General features: G+C 42.2%; 15 protein-coding genes and 1 pseudogene. 12 read left to right on the top strand and 4 right to left on the bottom strand.

Annotated features, from left to right (window positions below):
- The first annotated feature begins 28 nt into the window (after positions 1-28).
- The 3 genes from DFO73_RS19290 to DFO73_RS19280 all read left to right on the top strand — a co-directional run bounded on the left by DFO73_RS19290 (position 29) and on the right by DFO73_RS19280 (position 4,423).
- Positions 29-994: a diacylglycerol/lipid kinase family protein gene (locus tag DFO73_RS19290; protein WP_110066347.1), complete on the top strand. Its 966-nt coding sequence runs from the start codon at positions 29-31 to the stop codon at positions 992-994.
- Complete coding sequence (pulA, locus tag DFO73_RS19285) at positions 991-3,138, top strand: type I pullulanase (RefSeq protein WP_110066346.1); 2,148 nt, start codon at positions 991-993, stop codon at positions 3,136-3,138. Before DFO73_RS19290 ends, pulA begins: the two co-directional genes overlap by 4 nt.
- A gap of 511 nt (positions 3,139-3,649) precedes the next feature.
- Positions 3,650-4,423: a phosphotransferase family protein gene (locus DFO73_RS19280; RefSeq protein WP_110066345.1), complete on the top strand. Its 774-nt coding sequence runs from the start codon at positions 3,650-3,652 to the stop codon at positions 4,421-4,423.
- Between the two features lie 2 nt (positions 4,424-4,425).
- Here DFO73_RS19280 and DFO73_RS19275 read toward each other — a convergent pair whose 3' ends face one another.
- Positions 4,426-4,704: a YtzH-like family protein gene (locus DFO73_RS19275; RefSeq protein ID WP_110066344.1), complete on the bottom strand. Its 279-nt coding sequence runs from the start codon at positions 4,702-4,704 to the stop codon at positions 4,426-4,428.
- A 363-nt stretch (positions 4,705-5,067) separates the two neighbouring features.
- Between DFO73_RS19275 and trmB the strand changes: the two genes are divergently transcribed.
- Together trmB and DFO73_RS19265 are read left to right on the top strand one after the other, a co-directional pair.
- Complete coding sequence (gene trmB / locus DFO73_RS19270) at positions 5,068-5,706, top strand: tRNA (guanosine(46)-N7)-methyltransferase TrmB (protein WP_110066343.1); 639 nt, start codon at positions 5,068-5,070, stop codon at positions 5,704-5,706.
- 115 nt (positions 5,707-5,821) lie between these two features.
- Entirely contained in the window at positions 5,822-6,667 is an 846-nt protein-coding gene (locus DFO73_RS19265; protein WP_110066342.1) for a YtnP family quorum-quenching lactonase, read from the top strand.
- Positions 6,668-6,688: 21 nt separating this feature from the next.
- Here DFO73_RS19265 and DFO73_RS19260 read toward each other — a convergent pair whose 3' ends face one another.
- Complete coding sequence (locus DFO73_RS19260) at positions 6,689-7,003, bottom strand: PepSY domain-containing protein (RefSeq protein WP_110066341.1); 315 nt, start codon at positions 7,001-7,003, stop codon at positions 6,689-6,691.
- Positions 7,004-7,378: 375 nt separating this feature from the next.
- Here DFO73_RS19260 and DFO73_RS19255 point away from each other — a divergent pair, with 375 nt between their 5' ends.
- Both DFO73_RS19255 and DFO73_RS19250 read left to right on the top strand, forming a co-directional pair.
- Positions 7,379-8,452 carry a M42 family metallopeptidase gene (locus DFO73_RS19255; RefSeq protein WP_110066340.1) on the top strand — a complete coding sequence of 358 codons (1,074 nt, stop codon included), beginning with the start codon at positions 7,379-7,381 and terminating at the stop codon, positions 8,450-8,452.
- Between the two features lie 206 nt (positions 8,453-8,658).
- Complete coding sequence (locus tag DFO73_RS19250) at positions 8,659-9,171, top strand: DUF84 family protein (protein WP_110066339.1); 513 nt, start codon at positions 8,659-8,661, stop codon at positions 9,169-9,171.
- Positions 9,172-9,195: 24 nt separating this feature from the next.
- On the opposite strand, the gene DFO73_RS19245 is transcribed toward DFO73_RS19250, so the two are convergent.
- The gene (locus DFO73_RS19245; RefSeq protein WP_110066338.1) at positions 9,196-9,642 is read right to left on the bottom strand and encodes a YtoQ family protein; all 447 of its coding nucleotides are present in this window, start codon (positions 9,640-9,642) and stop codon (positions 9,196-9,198) included.
- A gap of 162 nt (positions 9,643-9,804) precedes the next feature.
- On the opposite strand from DFO73_RS19245, the gene DFO73_RS19240 reads away from it, so the two are divergent.
- The 4 genes from DFO73_RS19240 (at position 9,805) to DFO73_RS19225 (ending at position 12,739) form a co-directional block, all read left to right on the top strand.
- On the top strand, positions 9,805-10,317 hold the full coding sequence (locus DFO73_RS19240; RefSeq protein ID WP_110066337.1) for a hypothetical protein: 513 nt from the start codon (positions 9,805-9,807) through the stop codon (positions 10,315-10,317).
- 189 nt (positions 10,318-10,506) lie between these two features.
- On the top strand, positions 10,507-11,529 hold the full coding sequence (locus DFO73_RS19235) for a PTS transporter subunit IIC (RefSeq protein WP_110066336.1): 1,023 nt from the start codon (positions 10,507-10,509) through the stop codon (positions 11,527-11,529).
- Positions 11,526-11,843, top strand: coding sequence for a thioredoxin family protein (locus DFO73_RS19230; RefSeq protein ID WP_110066335.1), 318 nt, complete (start codon positions 11,526-11,528; stop codon positions 11,841-11,843). Before DFO73_RS19235 ends, DFO73_RS19230 begins: the two co-directional genes overlap by 4 nt.
- Before the next feature lie 95 nt (positions 11,844-11,938).
- Entirely contained in the window at positions 11,939-12,739 is an 801-nt protein-coding gene (locus DFO73_RS19225; RefSeq protein WP_110066334.1) for a DUF1444 domain-containing protein, read from the top strand.
- A gap of 555 nt (positions 12,740-13,294) precedes the next feature.
- Here DFO73_RS19225 and DFO73_RS28805 read toward each other — a convergent pair.
- Positions 13,295-13,444: pseudogene (locus DFO73_RS28805) on the bottom strand (nuclease-related domain-containing protein); the annotation flags it as partial.
- 345 nt (positions 13,445-13,789) lie between these two features.
- Here DFO73_RS28805 and DFO73_RS29430 point away from each other — a divergent pair.
- Positions 13,790-17,185: a DNA translocase FtsK gene (locus tag DFO73_RS29430; protein ID WP_258309607.1), complete on the top strand. Its 3,396-nt coding sequence runs from the start codon at positions 13,790-13,792 to the stop codon at positions 17,183-17,185.
- The last annotated feature ends 69 nt before the right edge of the window (positions 17,186-17,254 follow it).

Below are 17,254 nucleotides of genomic sequence, written 5' to 3'. Positions count from 1 at the left end.
ACCTTCAAGGCAGCTAAGGGCTGATCAAATGAAATCAACCATTTTCATTATTAATCCACAGGCAAAGAATGGATATTGCAAGAAAGTATGGAAGAAGGTTGAACGGGTGCTGCAGAATGAAAAAATATCCTATTCTGCGAGCTGGACAGAATATAGCGGGCACGCTGGGAAACTGGCCAGATCCTATGCAGAACAAGCCAGTGGCCAGAGATTATGTATTATTGCGGTCGGCGGGGACGGAACCCTTCATGAAGTTGTTAATGGAGCTGCCATGTATCCCAATGTGACTGTTGGGTTTATTCCCGGAGGCTCGGGGAACGACTTTTCCCGCGGGTTTGGGATCCCTAAAGATCCTGTAGCTGCACTATTTGCGATTTTAAAGGGAACAGATCATGAGACAGTCAGGACCGATGTAGGAATGATCAGACACACAGGAGAAAATGCAACATATTTTATTAATAATATGGGTGCGGGATTTGATGCACAGATTTCAGAAAAAGTTAACCGTTCAAAAATTAAAGGGCTTTTAAATCGGTTATCCCTGGGGAAATTTGTTTATGTTCTTTTCCTGATAAAAGAGCTGTTTGTCTATAGATGCTCAGCTCTTGAAATCGAGATAGACGGAAAAAAGCAATCCTTTGATTCTGCCTGGTTTGTAACCGTCTCCAATCAGCCGTTTTATGGAGGCGGTATGAAGATATCCCCCGATGCAAATCCGTTTGACGGAATTCTAAACCTCACTGTTGTCCACAATATATCAAAGGTTAAGCTATTGTTTGTTTTTACATCTGTTTTTAAAGGAAAGCATGTTGCATTCAAAGAGGTAGCGGTTCTTCAGGGTAAAACGATTAGGATCTTTTCTTCACATCCTATCCCTGCCCATGCTGATGGGGAACCTCTTGGGTGTACTCCATTAACGGTATCTGTATGCGGGAATGCAATTCCAGTAATTTTGAAAAAACAAGAGGAAGTAAAGGAGATGAACTCGAAATGATATCAATTGAACGAAACTATTATGCCTATTTAGATGAAATGCAAATCATTACGATCTTACTTCCTTTCCAATATCATCAAGGACGTTCATCAAGGTTCTCCCTGCTGGCAGGTACGGAGGAAATTCCGATGGAGATATTGAATAGCATGCCGATTGAGGAGTCCAATAAATATACATGCCGGATTGATCATGATTTGGTGATCGGGCAACAATACTGGGTTGTAAACGAATATGGCGAAAAAACTGATCTGCAAATTGGGGCTGTTATTCGAACAGAACCTTTTGACGAAAAATTTTACTATGATGGCCCATTGGGGTTTTCTTATAGCAAAGACAGGACCTTCTTCAGGCTCTGGGCCCCCACTGCAACAAACGTTAAGCTTAAGCTTAAAGCAGCTGTGAACGAGGATGCTGTAACAGTGGAGATGGCCAGAGGGGAAAAAGGAGTCTGGAGATGCGAGATTTCGGGCGATCTCGATCGGCACCTATACTCCTTCCTGGTTTGTGTAAATCTTGAATGGAGAGAAGCGATTGATCCCTATGCTGTTTCTGTAACGGTTAATGGAGAATATGGGGCAGTGGTTGATCTGAAAAGTACTAAAAAAGTTAAACCTGAGCTCCCTCCTCTCCTGCAGCCGACAGATGCAATCATTTATGAAACGCATATCAGGGACTTTACGATCCATCCAGGAAGCGGCGCCATAAGGAAAGGCATGTACCTTGGAGCCGGGGAGATAAATACAACTGGAAGTGACGGCCAGCCAACCTGCCTTTCCTATGTGAAACAGATGGGCATAACGCATATCGAATTCCTTCCTTTCCATGATTTTGAAGGCGTGGATGAAAGAGGCCCGAAAAGGGATTATAACTGGGGATATAATCCTTTGCACTTTAATGCGCCTGAAGGAAGTTATTCCACTGATCCTGCTAATCCTTATTCTCGGATCAGGGAGTTAAAGGCAATGATGCACGCTGTTCAATACGAGGGCATAAGAGTGATCATGGACGTGGTCTATAACCATGTCTATATCAGGGAAGATTCTTCTTTTGAAAAAATTGTGCCCGGTTACTTCTTTCGCCATGACGAATTCGGAATTCCTTCAAATGGTACCGGGGTGGGAAATGACTTTGCTTCAGAACGCCTGATGGCGCGAAAGTTTATTCTTGATTCAGTCGAGTATTGGATGAAGGAATATCAGCTCGATGGGTTCAGGTTCGATTTAATGGGTATACTCGATATCGAAACCATGAACATGGTCCGGCAAACTGTAAGTTCGATCGATTCAACAGCCATAATTATCGGTGAAGGCTGGGACTTAAATACTCCGATTCCGGATGAGCAAAAGGCAAGCATCCGCAATCAGGATAAGCTACCCGGGATTGGCCAATTTAATGACTGGTTCCGGGATTCCATTAAAGGCAGCACTTTTAATTTGTATGATAAAGGATATGCATTGGGGAATGAGCATTACTATGAAGCGGCAAAGCAGGTTTTAGCCGGCAGCATTGGCCTTGAAAAAAAGGAAAAAGGTATTTTCCTGTCTCCCTCCCAATCAGTAAATTATGTGGAATCACATGACAATCATACGCTTTGGGATAAAATTTTGGTGTGCTCCGAGAGTGCGGATAAAAGCATTCAGCAAAGAAAGCATCGCCTTGCTACGGCTATGGTGCTTCTTTCACAGGGGATTCCATTTCTGCACAGTGGCCAGGAATTTTTTCGGACCAAAGAAGGGAATGGAAACAGCTATCGTTCGCCGGATTCCATTAATAAGCTGGACTGGGAGCGGAAGATTCATTTTTCGCAGAATGTCCAATATATTAAAGGGATGATCGACATAAGAAAAAATATCCCGCTTTTCAGGCTTTCCAGTGCTGATTTGATCCGAAGGTCCATGCGCTTTATTGATGTTAAGAAGCCTTTGATTGGTTTTATTATAAACAGTCCAGAGAAAAATACTGAGTGGAGCCGGGCCGCTGTTGTGTTTAATCCCTCCATGGCTGAAGAGCCGGTTATACTCCCGGACGGGGATTGGGAACTACTTGCGGATGGGCAAACCGCAGGACTTATGCCTAAGGGGGAATTTACCAAAGATTTAATCGTAATGCCGATAAGCACTTATGTATTGGTTTGCAGGCAATAACAAAAGGTTAACCTCTTTTCTGCAAACATTATCCTTAAATAGAAAAAATAGCAGGAATTGGGCGAACGTTTTTCATTTTTTCGCTCAATATTCCGGAAACCTAAATAGATACACTTGACGAAAAAAGCTAGGAAGAATAAAATTTATAAAGATGGCTATTGTGAGAATTTGCATCAATAGCTCTTTTTTTATTTTACGATATCAATCTGCGTACCTTGGAAGAGGGCGCCTCATATAAAATATATTCGCCTGTTTACCCTGTGTGGTATAGGTGCATTGTTTGATTTACCGGATTAACAGTCTTATTATGTGCGTATGAATGTTTTTTTGAAATATAACTTTACTTATTGCATATGAGTTATTGCTTATTCGGTAACAGGAAGCTTTTTCTGGATAGGCCTTTCCTGATCGGCCGGGAGAAATAAGTTTTGATTGCCATAAACCAGGGCTTACGTTTTTCAACTAAAGCTATTTTCGAAAAAGTAGCTTACTAAATTGCAGGTGAACAATTTTGGAACATTTATTTGGACATGACTGGGAGATTGTTCCCGCCGGAGGTGCGACGGGGGAAGCCTTTTATGCCCAGCATGAAGAGCAAAGGCTATTTTTAAAAAGGAATTCCTCGCCATTTCTTGCGGTTCTTTCTGCAGAAGGCATTGTCCCGAAGCTTGTATGGACGAAAAGGATGGAAAATGGGGATGTCATTACTGCTCAGCAATGGTTAAATGGAAGAGAGCTTAAAGCAGGGGACATGAACCAGGAAAGCGTTGCAAAGCTGCTAAAGAAAATTCATTCTTCAGCAGCTCTGCTGGGGATGCTTACACGGCTGGGAAAGTCTCCGCTGCAGCCTGAAACACTATTGCATATGATTGAGGAAGAACTTGATTCCGATCTAAAGCATCAGCAGGCTGTCATTCAATCGATTGATTTCCTGAAAAAAGAGGTTGCTAATATCCATTGTGAGGAAAAAACGGTTTGCCATTGCGATGTGAATCATAACAACTGGCTGCTTTCGGAAAACAACCAGCTGTACTTGATTGATTGGGATGGAGCCATGATTGCGGATCCGGCCATAGATTTGGGGATGCTGTTATACTGGTATATCCCAAAAGAGGAATGGCCTAATTGGGTAGATCGTTATGGCATTGAATTGTCTGATGATCTAATGCTGCGAATGAAATGGTATGTCATCGCCCAAACATTGACCTCTATCCAATGGCATAAAAATAAGTTCAGGTTCCAGGAAATGGATAAATGGATTTCCTTTTTGGATGAACTGCTTTAAAATCATGAAAACTGATCAATGTCATGAACCCACTGTGATAATTCATTCTGATGGGATTCAATATGATTATCCAGCTGGGAAGAATTTATCCCATGCTGACTGTACTCATATATTTCTCCTAATACTGTTTTGACATTTTGATTAATATTGCTATTTACCATTAAAGATTTAACCAATCGTTCCAATTGTTCACATTCTGAAATAGAGCCACAGCAATCTGTCTGGTGATTGCTTAATATATCTTTTAATAAATTTAACTGATCCTGCTCTCCAAGCGGCATTTGCAAACACCCTTTCTTCCTGTTTATGAAGATATAGATAAGTGAAACTCCAACTGCTGGTTAGTTGAGCCAATCGGGGCTTTTGCGGGAATTTAGCTTCCGCTCTTTAATTCATCGACTGAATTTTTTTGGGAACTTACTGCCCGTTAATGCGGGAAAAACAAAAAGGAATTCACCTCTAGGTTGTGGATTCCTTTTTTTATTTATTCATCCCGCCTGCTGTAATTTATTTGTTCAAGGGCGAATTGGTTAAACTATTATGAGCAATAAATCACTTGAGAAAACAGGCACTGTAAAATAAAGTTGCATCACTGCAATTTGCATGATATTGTTTGAACGATATTAATTTATAGGAGTGTCAATATGCGACAGCGAAATAAACCGTGGGCTAAGGATAAATTAGCCGAGTATCCTCAATACGTGATTTCTGAACCTGAAAAATATAAAGGGAAATGGAATAAAGCATTCGATAAGAACCAGCCGCTTCATATTGAAATTGGAACAGGCAAAGGCCGTTTTATCACAGGAATGGCAAAAGCCAATCCGGATATCAATTACATCGGGATTGAGCTGGCTGACAGTGTTATTGTCACGGCTCTTGACCGGATCATTGAAGAAGAACTGCCTAATGTAAAGCTGCTGAATGTGAATGCGAATGATCTTCGGGAGCATTTTGATAAAGGCGAGGTCGACCGTGTATACCTTAACTTCTCAGATCCTTGGCCGAAAAAACGCCATGCAAAACGCAGGCTGACATACAAAAGCTTCCTGGAAATATATGAAAATATTCTCGTTGATAAAGGGGAAATTCACTTTAAGACTGATAACCAGGGCTTATTCGAATCCTCTCTTATGAGCTTTTCAGGATACGGCATGCTGCTGACCTATGTGAGCCTTGACTTGCATAACAGCGATTATGAAGGCAATATTATGACTGAATACGAAGAGAAGTTTTCATCTAAAGGAAATCGCATTTACCGATGTGAGGTGCAATATAGATAAGCGGAGTCTGCCTATAAGGCAGGCTTTTTTAACCCGATGAATAATTTAAATATTTCTACAAATGACCGCTTAAATGTTACTATAAAGTAAGATCACTGGTTTGGAGGAGAGAAATATGGAAACATTGGAACTGCAAAACATAAAGCTGGCCTGGCTTCGCGGCGGGGTAACACATCTTGATGGGGGGGCGATGTTTGGGGTTGTTCCTAAGCCATTATGGTCAAAAAAATATCCATGCAATGATAAAAATCAAATCGAATTGCGGTCTGATCCGATTCTTATTCAAACTGATGGCAAAAATATTTTAGTGGAGTCCGGTTTGGGCAATGGTAAGCTGGATGAAAAACAGAAGCGCAACTTTGGAGCACTTGAAGAGTCTAAAATTATACAGGATCTGGCTGAGCATGGCTTATCCCCTGAAGATATTGATTATATTCTAATGACGCATCTTCATTTTGATCATGCATGCGGTCTGACAAAACCTGCAGACGGCGGATTTGTTTCTGTTTTCCCGAATGCCAAAATCATTGCCTCAGCTATTGAGTGGGCAGAGATGAGAAACCCGAATATTCGGTCAAGAAATACATATTGGAAAGAAAATTGGGAGGCCATCGAGAATCAGGTAGAGGTCTTTGAAGGGGAATGGACGCTGGGTCCTATAAAAATGGTTCATACCGGCGGCCATAGCGACGGGCATTCCATCCTCGTCATAGAAGACGGCAACGAAATTATTGTCCATATGGCTGATATCATGCCAACACATGCACACCAAAATGTATTATGGGTACTGGCTTATGATGATTATCCAATGGATTCAATCAGCGCCAAACAAAAATGGATGGAATACGGATTGAAAAATAATGCCTGGTTCACCTTTTACCATGATGCATACTACCGCGCAGTTAAATGGGATGAGACAGGGAAAAACTTTACAGATAAAGTGGAAAGAGAGCGCAAATAAAAATCCCCATTCGGGGATTTTTTAATGCAGCGGAAAAACGTCCAAAATAGCTCCAGTCCCTGCATCGGCAATAAATTCGTACTGTTCGGCTTTTTCACCGGAAAACCTTGAAATGCCGCCTTTATATACCTGGTATTTCAAATGCCCCTTCTCAAAGGGCTCAGCCTTCATTTGAATCCACGAGCCGCTGATCGGCCCCTCCTGTTTAAATGCTTCCTTTGCATTTGCCAAAGCTTTCTCCGGAGAAACCGAAGCATTTTGTGATAGCAGTTCCCTTGCAGCGTATCCGCTGGCCAAACCAACCCCTACGCCTAAAATAAATGATTTCCAGTTCATAAGTGTACCTCCCAAAGCAGATCATAAAAAAAGCGGATCTTTAAAAAGTTTTTTTGAAAAATTCGAATAACTGTACCCACCTCTATCTTACCAAAAAAAGGCTAACACTAAAATAAATATCGTTTTGCAATAAAGTGAATTTCCATCCCCTGCTAATGGTTGTTGAGCGAGTTTACCTTTACGGACAATTGTTCCCTTGCCTTAGATTTTTTTTTCTTGAATCTTTGAAGAGAGATCTTGTTATCCGTTAATACGGGATAAATTTTGATTATCGAAGTATGGTGTCTGAAATGGTGGCAAGCCGTATGAAAGTTCTGTAAAATAGAAATATACATAATTCAAACCAATCTATGCAAGTGTTAAAGGAGCAGAAAAATGAACGAAAAAACATTGCAGCTGTTTAAAACATTGACAGAATTGCCGGGAGCACCCGGAAACGAACATTTAGTACGGAATTTTATGCGCGAACAAATAAGCCAGTATACGGATGAAGTCGTCCAGGATAAGCTTGGAGGTATCTTTGGCGTAAGAAGAGGTGATGAAAACGGCCCGACTGTTATGGTGGCAGGCCATATGGACGAAGTAGGTTTCATGGTTACCTCTATAACGGATAATGGCATGATCCGTTTTCAGACGCTTGGCGGCTGGTGGAGCCAGGTACTGCTTGCGCAAAGAGTCCAGATCATGACGGATAATGGCCCGATTACGGGTGTTATTGGTTCGATTCCTCCACACCTTTTGGATGAGGCAAAGCGCAGCAAGCCGATGGAAATCAAAAATATGCTGATTGATATTGGTGCTGATGACAGAGAAGACGCGAAAAAAATCGGGATCAAGCCTGGGCAGCAAATTCTTCCGATTTGTCCGTTTACGCCAATGGCAAATGAGAAGAAAATACTGGCCAAGGCATGGGATAATCGCTATGGCTGCGGTTTGGCAGTTGAACTTTTGGAGGAAGTAAAAGCTGAAACGCTGCCAAATATCCTTTACTCCGGAGCGACTGTGCAGGAAGAAGTAGGCTTAAGAGGTGCACAGACAGCGGCGAATATGATTAACCCTGATATTTTCTTTGCTTTGGATGCGAGCCCTGCCAACGACATGACCGGTGACAAAAATGAATTCGGCCATTTGGGCAAGGGAGCCCTTCTCCGAATTCTGGATCGTTCGATGGTAACTCACCGTGGAATGAGAGAGTTTGTTCTTGATACAGCTGAATCACACAACATCCCATATCAATATTTTGTATCGCAGGGCGGAACAGATGCAGGCAAGGTTCACATTTCCAATGAAGGTGTCCCAAGTGCAGTTATCGGCATTTGCTCCCGTTATATCCACACCCATGCTTCCATGGTGCATGTGGATGATTATGCTGCAGCAAAAGAGCTGCTTGTAAAGCTTGTTAAATCATGTGACCGATCTACTGTGGAAACGATTCGCCAAAACAGTTAATTTTTTTAGAGACAGCCCATGCTGTCTCTTTTTCCATTGATATAGAAAATATAAATTTGAACTTTGGGAACTGACTAGCTCCACAGGAAACGCTACGTCAGCATACTCATCGCACGACCAATAGCGTGAGCTTTTGGGAGGACGTGGCGTTTTTAGTCTGCGTTCCTCGGTTAAGGCGCTTGCGCATTTCCGGAAAGGAGCATATTATGAAAATCATCATTGGTTCAAAAAATCCCGCCAAAATCATGGCGGTTCAAACAGCTTTTAGCGATTATGAAGCAGAAATCATTTCGAAAAATGTGCCATCAGGTGTAAGCGACCAGCCTTTTTCTGATGAAGAAACCATCAAGGGTGCAATCAACAGAGCGTATGGAGCGCTTGAAATATCTGGCGGCCAAATCGGCATTGGCTTGGAAGGCGGTGTGCAGAAAACAGAGTACGGCCTATTCCTATGCAACTGGGGTGCACTGGCAGAGGAAGGCAAGAATCCTATTATCGGCGGAGGAGCAAGGATTCCACTTCCGGAAGAAGTTTCCGCAAGACTGTTTGCTGGTGAAGAGCTAGGCCCGGTTATGGATGATTACGCAAAAAAAGTAAATGTCCGAAAAAATGAAGGGGCGGTCGGGATTTTTACGAATGGGCAGGTAAATCGAGCAGAAATGTTCTCGCATGTAATGAACTTGCTCATTGGACAATATGAGTATAGAAAAATGGGGTAGCCTGATGGCTAACCCCATTTTTTCTTATTCAGTTTCAAAAATATAGGATAATACTTTTAAAGCCTGGTTTACCGTTTCAACAGTAACATTGGCTTTGCTTGAAAGTTCCTTTAGTGGATGATGAAGCTCCTTTGGGCGGATCAGGATCAGCGGCTTTCCAAGAGTGACAGCTGCGCTCGCATCCATAGCGGTATTCCACTGTTTATACTTTTCTCCGAACAAAGCAATCACAAGATCAGATTTCTTCATAAGAAGCTGCGTTCTTAAATTATTGATGCTTGAAGCCGCTTCATCCCTGAAAATGGCATCAGGCTGTTTCCCGAGGATCTCCTCTCCGATCATGTCAGAACGGTCATGGTTCTCCATTGGCCCTGTAAAATGAATGGGAAGCTGAAGTGATTTTGCTTTCTCTTTTAATTCACCGCGCCAATTGGAGTGAATTTCACCCGCTAAATATACGGTTATTTCCATCATTTTTCCTCCTTTATGCATGATTCTTATATTTTAACATTTCTTCTAAGAAGTAACGCACTGAAAAGGCTGTCATTTGCAACATGAAGGGTTGTCAGACTATTAAGAAGAAATGTATGATAAGTAAGGATGATAGATTTCCTGGCAAGGGGGGACTTTAGTATGAATAAAAGATTCACCGCAGCCTTGCTCTTAGTAATTTCATTTTTACTGCTCAGTGCTTGTTCAGCATCATTAGAAGAAGAGCAAAAAGCCGCAAAGAATGCTGCAGAGGAAGCATTCAACAAAACATCTGAAAAGACCAATCATAAGAACGAAGATATAGAATATTATTTGCCTTTCGGGGTGGAAGTAAAAGAGGAAAGCCCTAATAATATCATTTTAAAAAACGGATCAAAAACGTATATTCTTTTTTACAATCCTCATGAAGGCCCGGACAGCAAAGTTGTCTACGATGCAACAGTCCAGCAGAAAAAGAAATATGATATTAATGAAACCTATACTAAAGATGGACATAGGGGATTTCTGTTGATCAACAGCGATAATAAAGACGAAAATGAACTGATCGTCGGAATTGGCGGCGTAAAAATATCCACTCAATCCAAAACCAAGCATTTATCATCTGACGCCGCTACCATGATGGAGATTGTCAACTCCGTCAAGGTAAAGAACTAAAACGAAGGGCATTGCCCTTCGTTTTTTATTTTGGATATCTGTATTAGATTAATTTTAAATAAAAAAAGGTAAAGTATCATAGAATGTCCTCCGGAAAAGAAGAATAACATTACGATTAAAATATGTATAACAAGTGTCTTGACATGTGTTATCTTTATAGTTGTAAAACGTATACATAGGGGGATAATGATGAGAGCCTTTCTTGATAGAAAAGGGGTTACCCTTTCAGCCAAGGTATATTTTATTGATGCATTAAGCAGTATGGCACTGGGGTTATTTGCTTCATTGATCATTGGGTTGATCATTAAAACAATCGGGGACCAATTACGATATGAATTTCTTACAGAGATGGGCGTATTGGCTATGGGGCTTATGGGTCCTGCCATCGGAGTCGCGGTCGCATACGGATTGAACGCGCCTCCGCTTGTTATATTTTCAGCGATTGCCAGCGGGGCAGCCGGGGCAGCACTTGGGGGACCAGCAGGAAGCTTTGTGGCAGCACTTATTTCAACGGAAATTGGAAAGCTGGTCAGCAAAGAAACGAAAGTTGATATTATTGCTACACCGCTTGTTACGATTGCTGTTGGTTATATTGTGGCAACTTTGATTGGACCTGGAATTGATTACGGAATGAAAAGCTTTGGCAGCCTGATTATGTGGGGGACGGAGCAAAGGCCTATTATTATGGGCATCATTGTAGCTGTATTAATGGGGCTTGCTTTGACTGCTCCAATTTCTTCAGCTGCAATTGCGCTCATGCTGGATCTGCATGGACTTGCCGCCGGGGCCGCAACGATCGGCTGTGCGGCCCAAATGGTCGGATTCGCGGTCAGCAGTTTCAGGGAAAATAAAGTTGGCGGATTTATAGCCCTAGGTATCGGAACATCCATGCTGCAGGTAGCCAATATTATTAGAAATCCGTGGATTCTCATTCCGCCAACTCTGGCAGGAGCGATCCTGGCACCTTTTGGAACGACCCTTTGGCTGATGGAAAATAACGCTGCCGGAGCAGGCATGGGAACAAGCGGGCTCGTTGGACAGATTATGACTTTTACAACGATGGGGTTTGGTTCGGACATTTGGATGAAGGTAATCGCATTGCATTTTATTGGACCAGCTCTTATTAGCCTGATATTATCTGAATATATGAGGAAAAAGGGTTGGATTCAATACGGAGATATGAAGATTAATACAGGGGGAGAAAAGAAATGAAAAAATTAGAATCAGCAGAACAATTTAACGAAATGCGCGTCAGCGGAAAACATATATTCATGTTTTCAGCTGATTGGTGCCCGGATTGCCGGGTTATTGAACCGGTCTTACCTGAAATTGAAGCAAAATATAATGATTATAATTTTATCTATGTAGATCGTGATCAATTTATTGATCTCTGCATTGAGCTCGATATATTCGGCATTCCAAGCTTTATCGGCTTCAAGGATGGCCAGGAACTTGGGCGCTTTGTCAGCAAGGAAAGAAAAACACAGGAAGAAATTGAGAACTTTATTGAAACACTTGAAAAATAGGATTGTTTTAAACCCTCTTGCGTCTCTTTTGAGAAGGAGGGTTTTTTAGTGTAAAATGTTAATCGCAATCAATCCCCATAAGGAGGGGCTTATATATGAAAATGGATAGCAAGAAAATGAAGAACGAATTGGAAAAGCGGTTAGCAAAGGAAAATCGTATTTTCTCCTTTGACAGGGAGAAGGATCAGCTTCGCATTGAAAATAAAGAGACAGGCAAAGGAATTACCATTTCGCTTCCAGGCATCATTGCCAAGTGGCAGGAACAAAAAGAAAAGGCCATTGACGAAGTCGTTTATTATGTGGAGGAAGGCCTAGAAGCGATGGTGGAAGACGCCCGCTTGTCAGGGCATGAAAAAAACATTTTTCCCGTGATACGCTCCACCTCATTCCCAAGTGAATCACAGGAAGGTGTTCCTTTCTTAACGGATGACCACACAGCTGAAACACGAATTTATTATGCGCTTGATCTGGGGAGAACCTATCGCCTCATCGACAAACAGATTATGGAGAAAGAAGGGTGGGTTCCGGAGAGAATTAAAGAAACGGCGTTATTTAATGTTCGGTCTCTGCCAACAGATATGAAGGCGGATACCGTTGCCGGCAATACTTTTTATTTTTTAAATAAAAATGATGGCTATGATGCCAGCCGGATTCTGAACGAGGCTTTTATAAAAGAGATGGAGCGGAAAATGGAGGGATCCATGGCAGTAGCAGTTCCGCATCAGGACGTTTTGATTATTGCCGATATTAAAAATGAAACCGGCTATGATATCCTAGCCCAGATGACAATGAGCTTCTTCGCAAGCGGCCGGGTGCCTATCACCTCCTTATCATTTTTATATGAGGGCGGAGAATTTGAGCCGATTTTCATCTTGGGTAAAAATAAAAAGAAATAGTTGATGAAGGATCACACTAATGTGGTCCTTTTTTATTTTTTAGGCTCTGTTAAAGCTTATTGTTGTTTTTTAACACCCTTTTGATTGGAGCCCGAAGGCACGAGCTCCTCGAAAATGCATTCGCATTTCCTTCGTGCGGTGTTTATTCGAGGATGCTTATTCAACGTCCTGCGGGGGTGCGGATCGAAGGGAGACCCCGCAGGAGCAAAGCGACGAGGAGCGTGTGACCGCCCGCAGAAAGGGAGTGCCTCGTGCTGAAATCAACAGGCTAATTTAACAGAGCCATTTTTTAAAGTATCTCTCGCCCTTATTGGAACCAACGGAATCCAGGTTTAAGCTGGCTAAAAGACGGGTAGCCGTTTGGTGGCTGGAAAGTTTTAAAACCCTTACAGGTCACGATTAGAGATGCAAGGGTGTACTAGAGAGAAATAGTCGTCTATAACTTCTATATGAGCATTTTTATTTTGATGGCTGCATTAGGTGTGAATCCAAGTGGCATGTTTGCGCTTAATGGATAGACAGCTGCATTTCTCACGAGGCACCCCAGAAAAATTGATCTAAAGCTTTTTCACCTCGGTAGCCTCCGCGTCTTTTAAATAAATCTTCTTCAATCCGGGACCGCTTAGGATGGTCATAGGGAAGCCTTCTTAATAATGCCTCCAAATATGTAATTTTTATCGGTGTTGAACGTTCTTTTACAATCAAAATATCACTCCTTTTTCATTTTTCTAAATTAAAATTTTGGATAAACGGTGAATTTCCTTCTTTTGATTATTTGGTGGAGTCTCTTTTTTGAGATCTCAACGAAAAATAGCAATGTATCAACGAATCGCGATAATTGCCCTGGGTAATAAGTCTGATAGCAATTCCTGTGAACCTTTCATCAGGTATTGAGTCGAAAGTATGCCTTAAACCTGGAGTTTGTTTGTAAATTTACCCATTCTGCCTTTAAATGGACTCATTCTCGCATTTATTATTCAAAAACGGTGAATACCTGATAAAATAAGAAAGATAGACTAATAAAGTTTTAAATAGAAAGAGTTGATATAAATGAGCTGGATTAAAAAACTTTTCCATATGTTCAAAACCGATGAAGATGAATATGAAAATATAGAAGAAGAATATGCTGATGAACGCGGGCATGAAAATGCACACCCGCCTAAAAGTTCAAAAGAAAGTTCAAGAGAAAGTTCAAGAGATGTTGATGCAAAGGTGGTTTATCAATATCCGAAAGGCCAGTTCCGTTTTCCGGTAATTCCCGACGGTGAAGGCGAACGGGAGAAAAGAAGGCCGAGACCCCGCCCTCGCCCGGTTGAGAAACAAGAGGCCCCTGCACGAAAGCCTGAAAAGCGGCAGCCGCGCAGTGTCGAACGTGAACAGCAGAAAAAACCTGCACCTCCTGCTGCGAGGGAAGAAAAAATACTGACCAGGAATGAAAGAGAGGCGGCTAACAAGAAGAGGCCTTTCCAGCCAACAGAAATCCCGTCACCTATTTATGGGTTTGAGAGACGTAATTCAGGTGCTTCAAAAAACAAATCAGAAACTGAGACAAATGAGTTTAAACCTAAAGAGCTTACATATGATGAGATTATGCGCAAAATACAGCAAAGACCGGCGCAAAAGTCGAAGGGTACTGCAGAGAACGTAAAAAAAGAAGATCAGGGTGACACCATTTCCGATAAAATCGAGGCCTTTCACACACAGGCAGCTGTATCTGAAACGGAAGAACAGACAGTGAACAAATATACAATTGGCGAATCTTCTGACTTAATGTTCGAAATTCCGGAAGAAGACGGCGAAGCAAAGCATCATTCTGAGACTAATCAACCCTCAGGGGCAGAACTGCAGGAAGTTATATCCGACCAGCACGAACCTGGGTTAATTAACGATGAAGAGGCCAGATTTGAAACACCTCCGAAAAATAAAAACTCTGCCAAGGCAAACATAAGTGATTTGCTGGAATACGCTCTTTTAGAAGAGGCAGCTTCCAAGGTACAGGAGAACAAGCAAGAAATTACAGCAGAAGTTTCTAATCCAATTGGTGAAAATCGTCATGCATCCTTATCGTCTGAGGATGAACTGAATGTTCCTAAAACCGAGGTGCAAGCCGACACTGACCTATCAGACTTAACTTTTGAAGAGGAAGTGCAGGGACAATCCACTGAAACCGGCCATAACCAGGAGGGCATCGATCAGGACTTCAACCGTTTTATGGATGAACCTTCACTGGAAGATGAACAAGCAGAAGAAGCAGAATTAAAACCAGAAGATTTAGAGCTTACTTCCGAAACAGAAGAAATCACTCATAAGCCAGATACCAGCAAACGCCTACACCAGGAATCTGAAGCAATCGAAGAAATACAGGAAAAGCCGGGGATGGCAGAAGAAGTACTACATGAGCCAGAAGCTTTTGGAGAAGAACTGCCAGTTTACGAAATCATCCCAAAAGAAAAGCCGGAACCTGAAAACATTGAAGCTAAGCCTGAACAGCTGGAAGAATTTGATCTTCCGGAAGACACTATAATAGAAACAATTTCAGCATCAAGCGAGATAGAACAGGAAGCTGCAAACACTGTGCAGCCCGTTCCATCAGAACAGAATGAAAGTGCGGATCTGGAGCGGGGAACCGCTTCATCTGAATCTTTAAAAACAGAAGACGCCTTAGTGGCGCAGGCCGGACCATCAGATGAAGGGCAACAAGAGAAAAAGCCTTCAAACAGAGGGACTATTCCGTTTAACGTCATCATGCTTAATAATGACAGGAAAAAACTAAACCAGCAAAGACAGGTGGCTAAGCCAGCGGTATCACAGAACAAGCCTGCAGAAGAACAGCAAAAAAAAAGTAATATTACCAGATTCCCAGTGGAAAGTTTCCAGCAATCGGCTGCAGCTGTAGAGCATGTTGAGGATCAAAGCAATGTTCATGCAAAGACAGCGCGCCAAGCTGAAGAACCGTCACCACAAGCATTTGAAGACAAGCAGTCTGAAGTAAATACTCTCCAAGAGGAAGATGATATCTCTTATTACGAATTTCCGTCCAAAACGCTGCTAACGCCGCCTGTTATCAAAGAAGAGACTTCTGATTGGCTGTATGAGCAGGAGCAAATGTTAAACTCAACATTGAAAAATTTCAATGTCAGGGCAAGGGTAGTCAATGTAACGCAAGGCCCATCTGTTACGAGATTTGAAGTTCAGCCGGAACCTGGTGTTAAGGTGAATAAGATTACGAATCTTTCAGATGACATTAAATTAAGCCTTGCCGCAAGGGATATTCGGATTGAGGCGCCAATTCCAGGTAAGCATACAATTGGTATCGAGGTTCCAAACCAAAACAGCAGGCCTGTTTTTATCAGCGAGATTATCAATACGCCGGAGTTTCAAAATAGCGAATCCCCATTAACGGCTGTATTGGGGCTTGATATCTCCGGAAAGCCGATTGTAACCGATTTAAGAAAGATGCCGCACGGATTGATTGCTGGGGCAACTGGTTCGGGTAAAAGTGTCTGCATTAACACAATCCTTGTAAGCTTGCTGTACAAAGCAAGCCCTGATGAACTGAAGCTGCTGCTGGTTGATCCAAAAATGGTTGAACTTGCGCCATATAACCGCATCCCTCATCTAGTCAGTCCAGTCATTACAGATGTAAAAGCGGCTACGGCTGCTTTGAAATGGGCTGTCGAAGAGATGGAGCGCAGATATGAATTGTTTGCACATGCAGGGGTCAGGGATATTAACCGTTTTAATGAATTGGCAGAAGAGCATAAACGCTACTCAGAAAAACTGCCATTTATGGTGATCGTGATTGATGAGCTGGCAGACTTAATGATGATGTCTCCAGCGGATGTGGAAGAGGCGATTTGCCGGATAGCCCAAAAAGCGCGGGCATGCGGTATCCATCTGATTATTGCTACCCAGCGTCCATCAGTAGATGTAATTACAGGATTAATTAAAGCAAATGTTCCAACCAGAATTGCTTTTTCAGTATCCTCCCAGATTGATTCCAGAACGATTATCGATATAAGCGGAGCTGAAAAACTGCTGGGCCGCGGAGATATGCTTTTCCTTGAAAATGGAACGTCCAAGCCAGTGCGCCTGCAGGGCACATTCGTTTCTGATAAAGAGATTGATGATGTGGTAGCACATGTACGCAGGGAACGCGATCCGGACTATTTATTTGAACAGGAAGAGCTTTTAAAAAAAGCCCAGGTAGTTGAGGAAGAGGATGAATTGTTTTTTGAAGCATGCGAGTTTGTCGTTGATCAGGGAGGGGCTTCCACTTCAAGCCTGCAGAGACGATTCAAAATTGGCTATAACAGAGCAGCCCGCCTGATTGATCTGATGGAGAAGCAAGGCTTTATTTCTGAAAATAGAGGCAGCAAGCCTAGGGACGTCCTCATTACCGAAGCCGACCTCGAATCTATACAAGACACTAGTACATTAAATTAATACATGGTATTCTTTACTTGCATGTTTTAAATAATAGATATAACTACTATTATAAAATAAGAAAGCTTT

Source organism: Cytobacillus oceanisediminis (genome assembly GCF_003182355.1).
In the GTDB taxonomy this organism is placed as follows: Bacteria; Bacillota; Bacilli; order Bacillales; family Cytobacillaceae; genus Cytobacillus; species Cytobacillus oceanisediminis_A.
The sequence above is the reverse complement of the archived record's forward strand: the minus strand, read 5'-3'. Positions and strand labels throughout refer to the sequence as shown.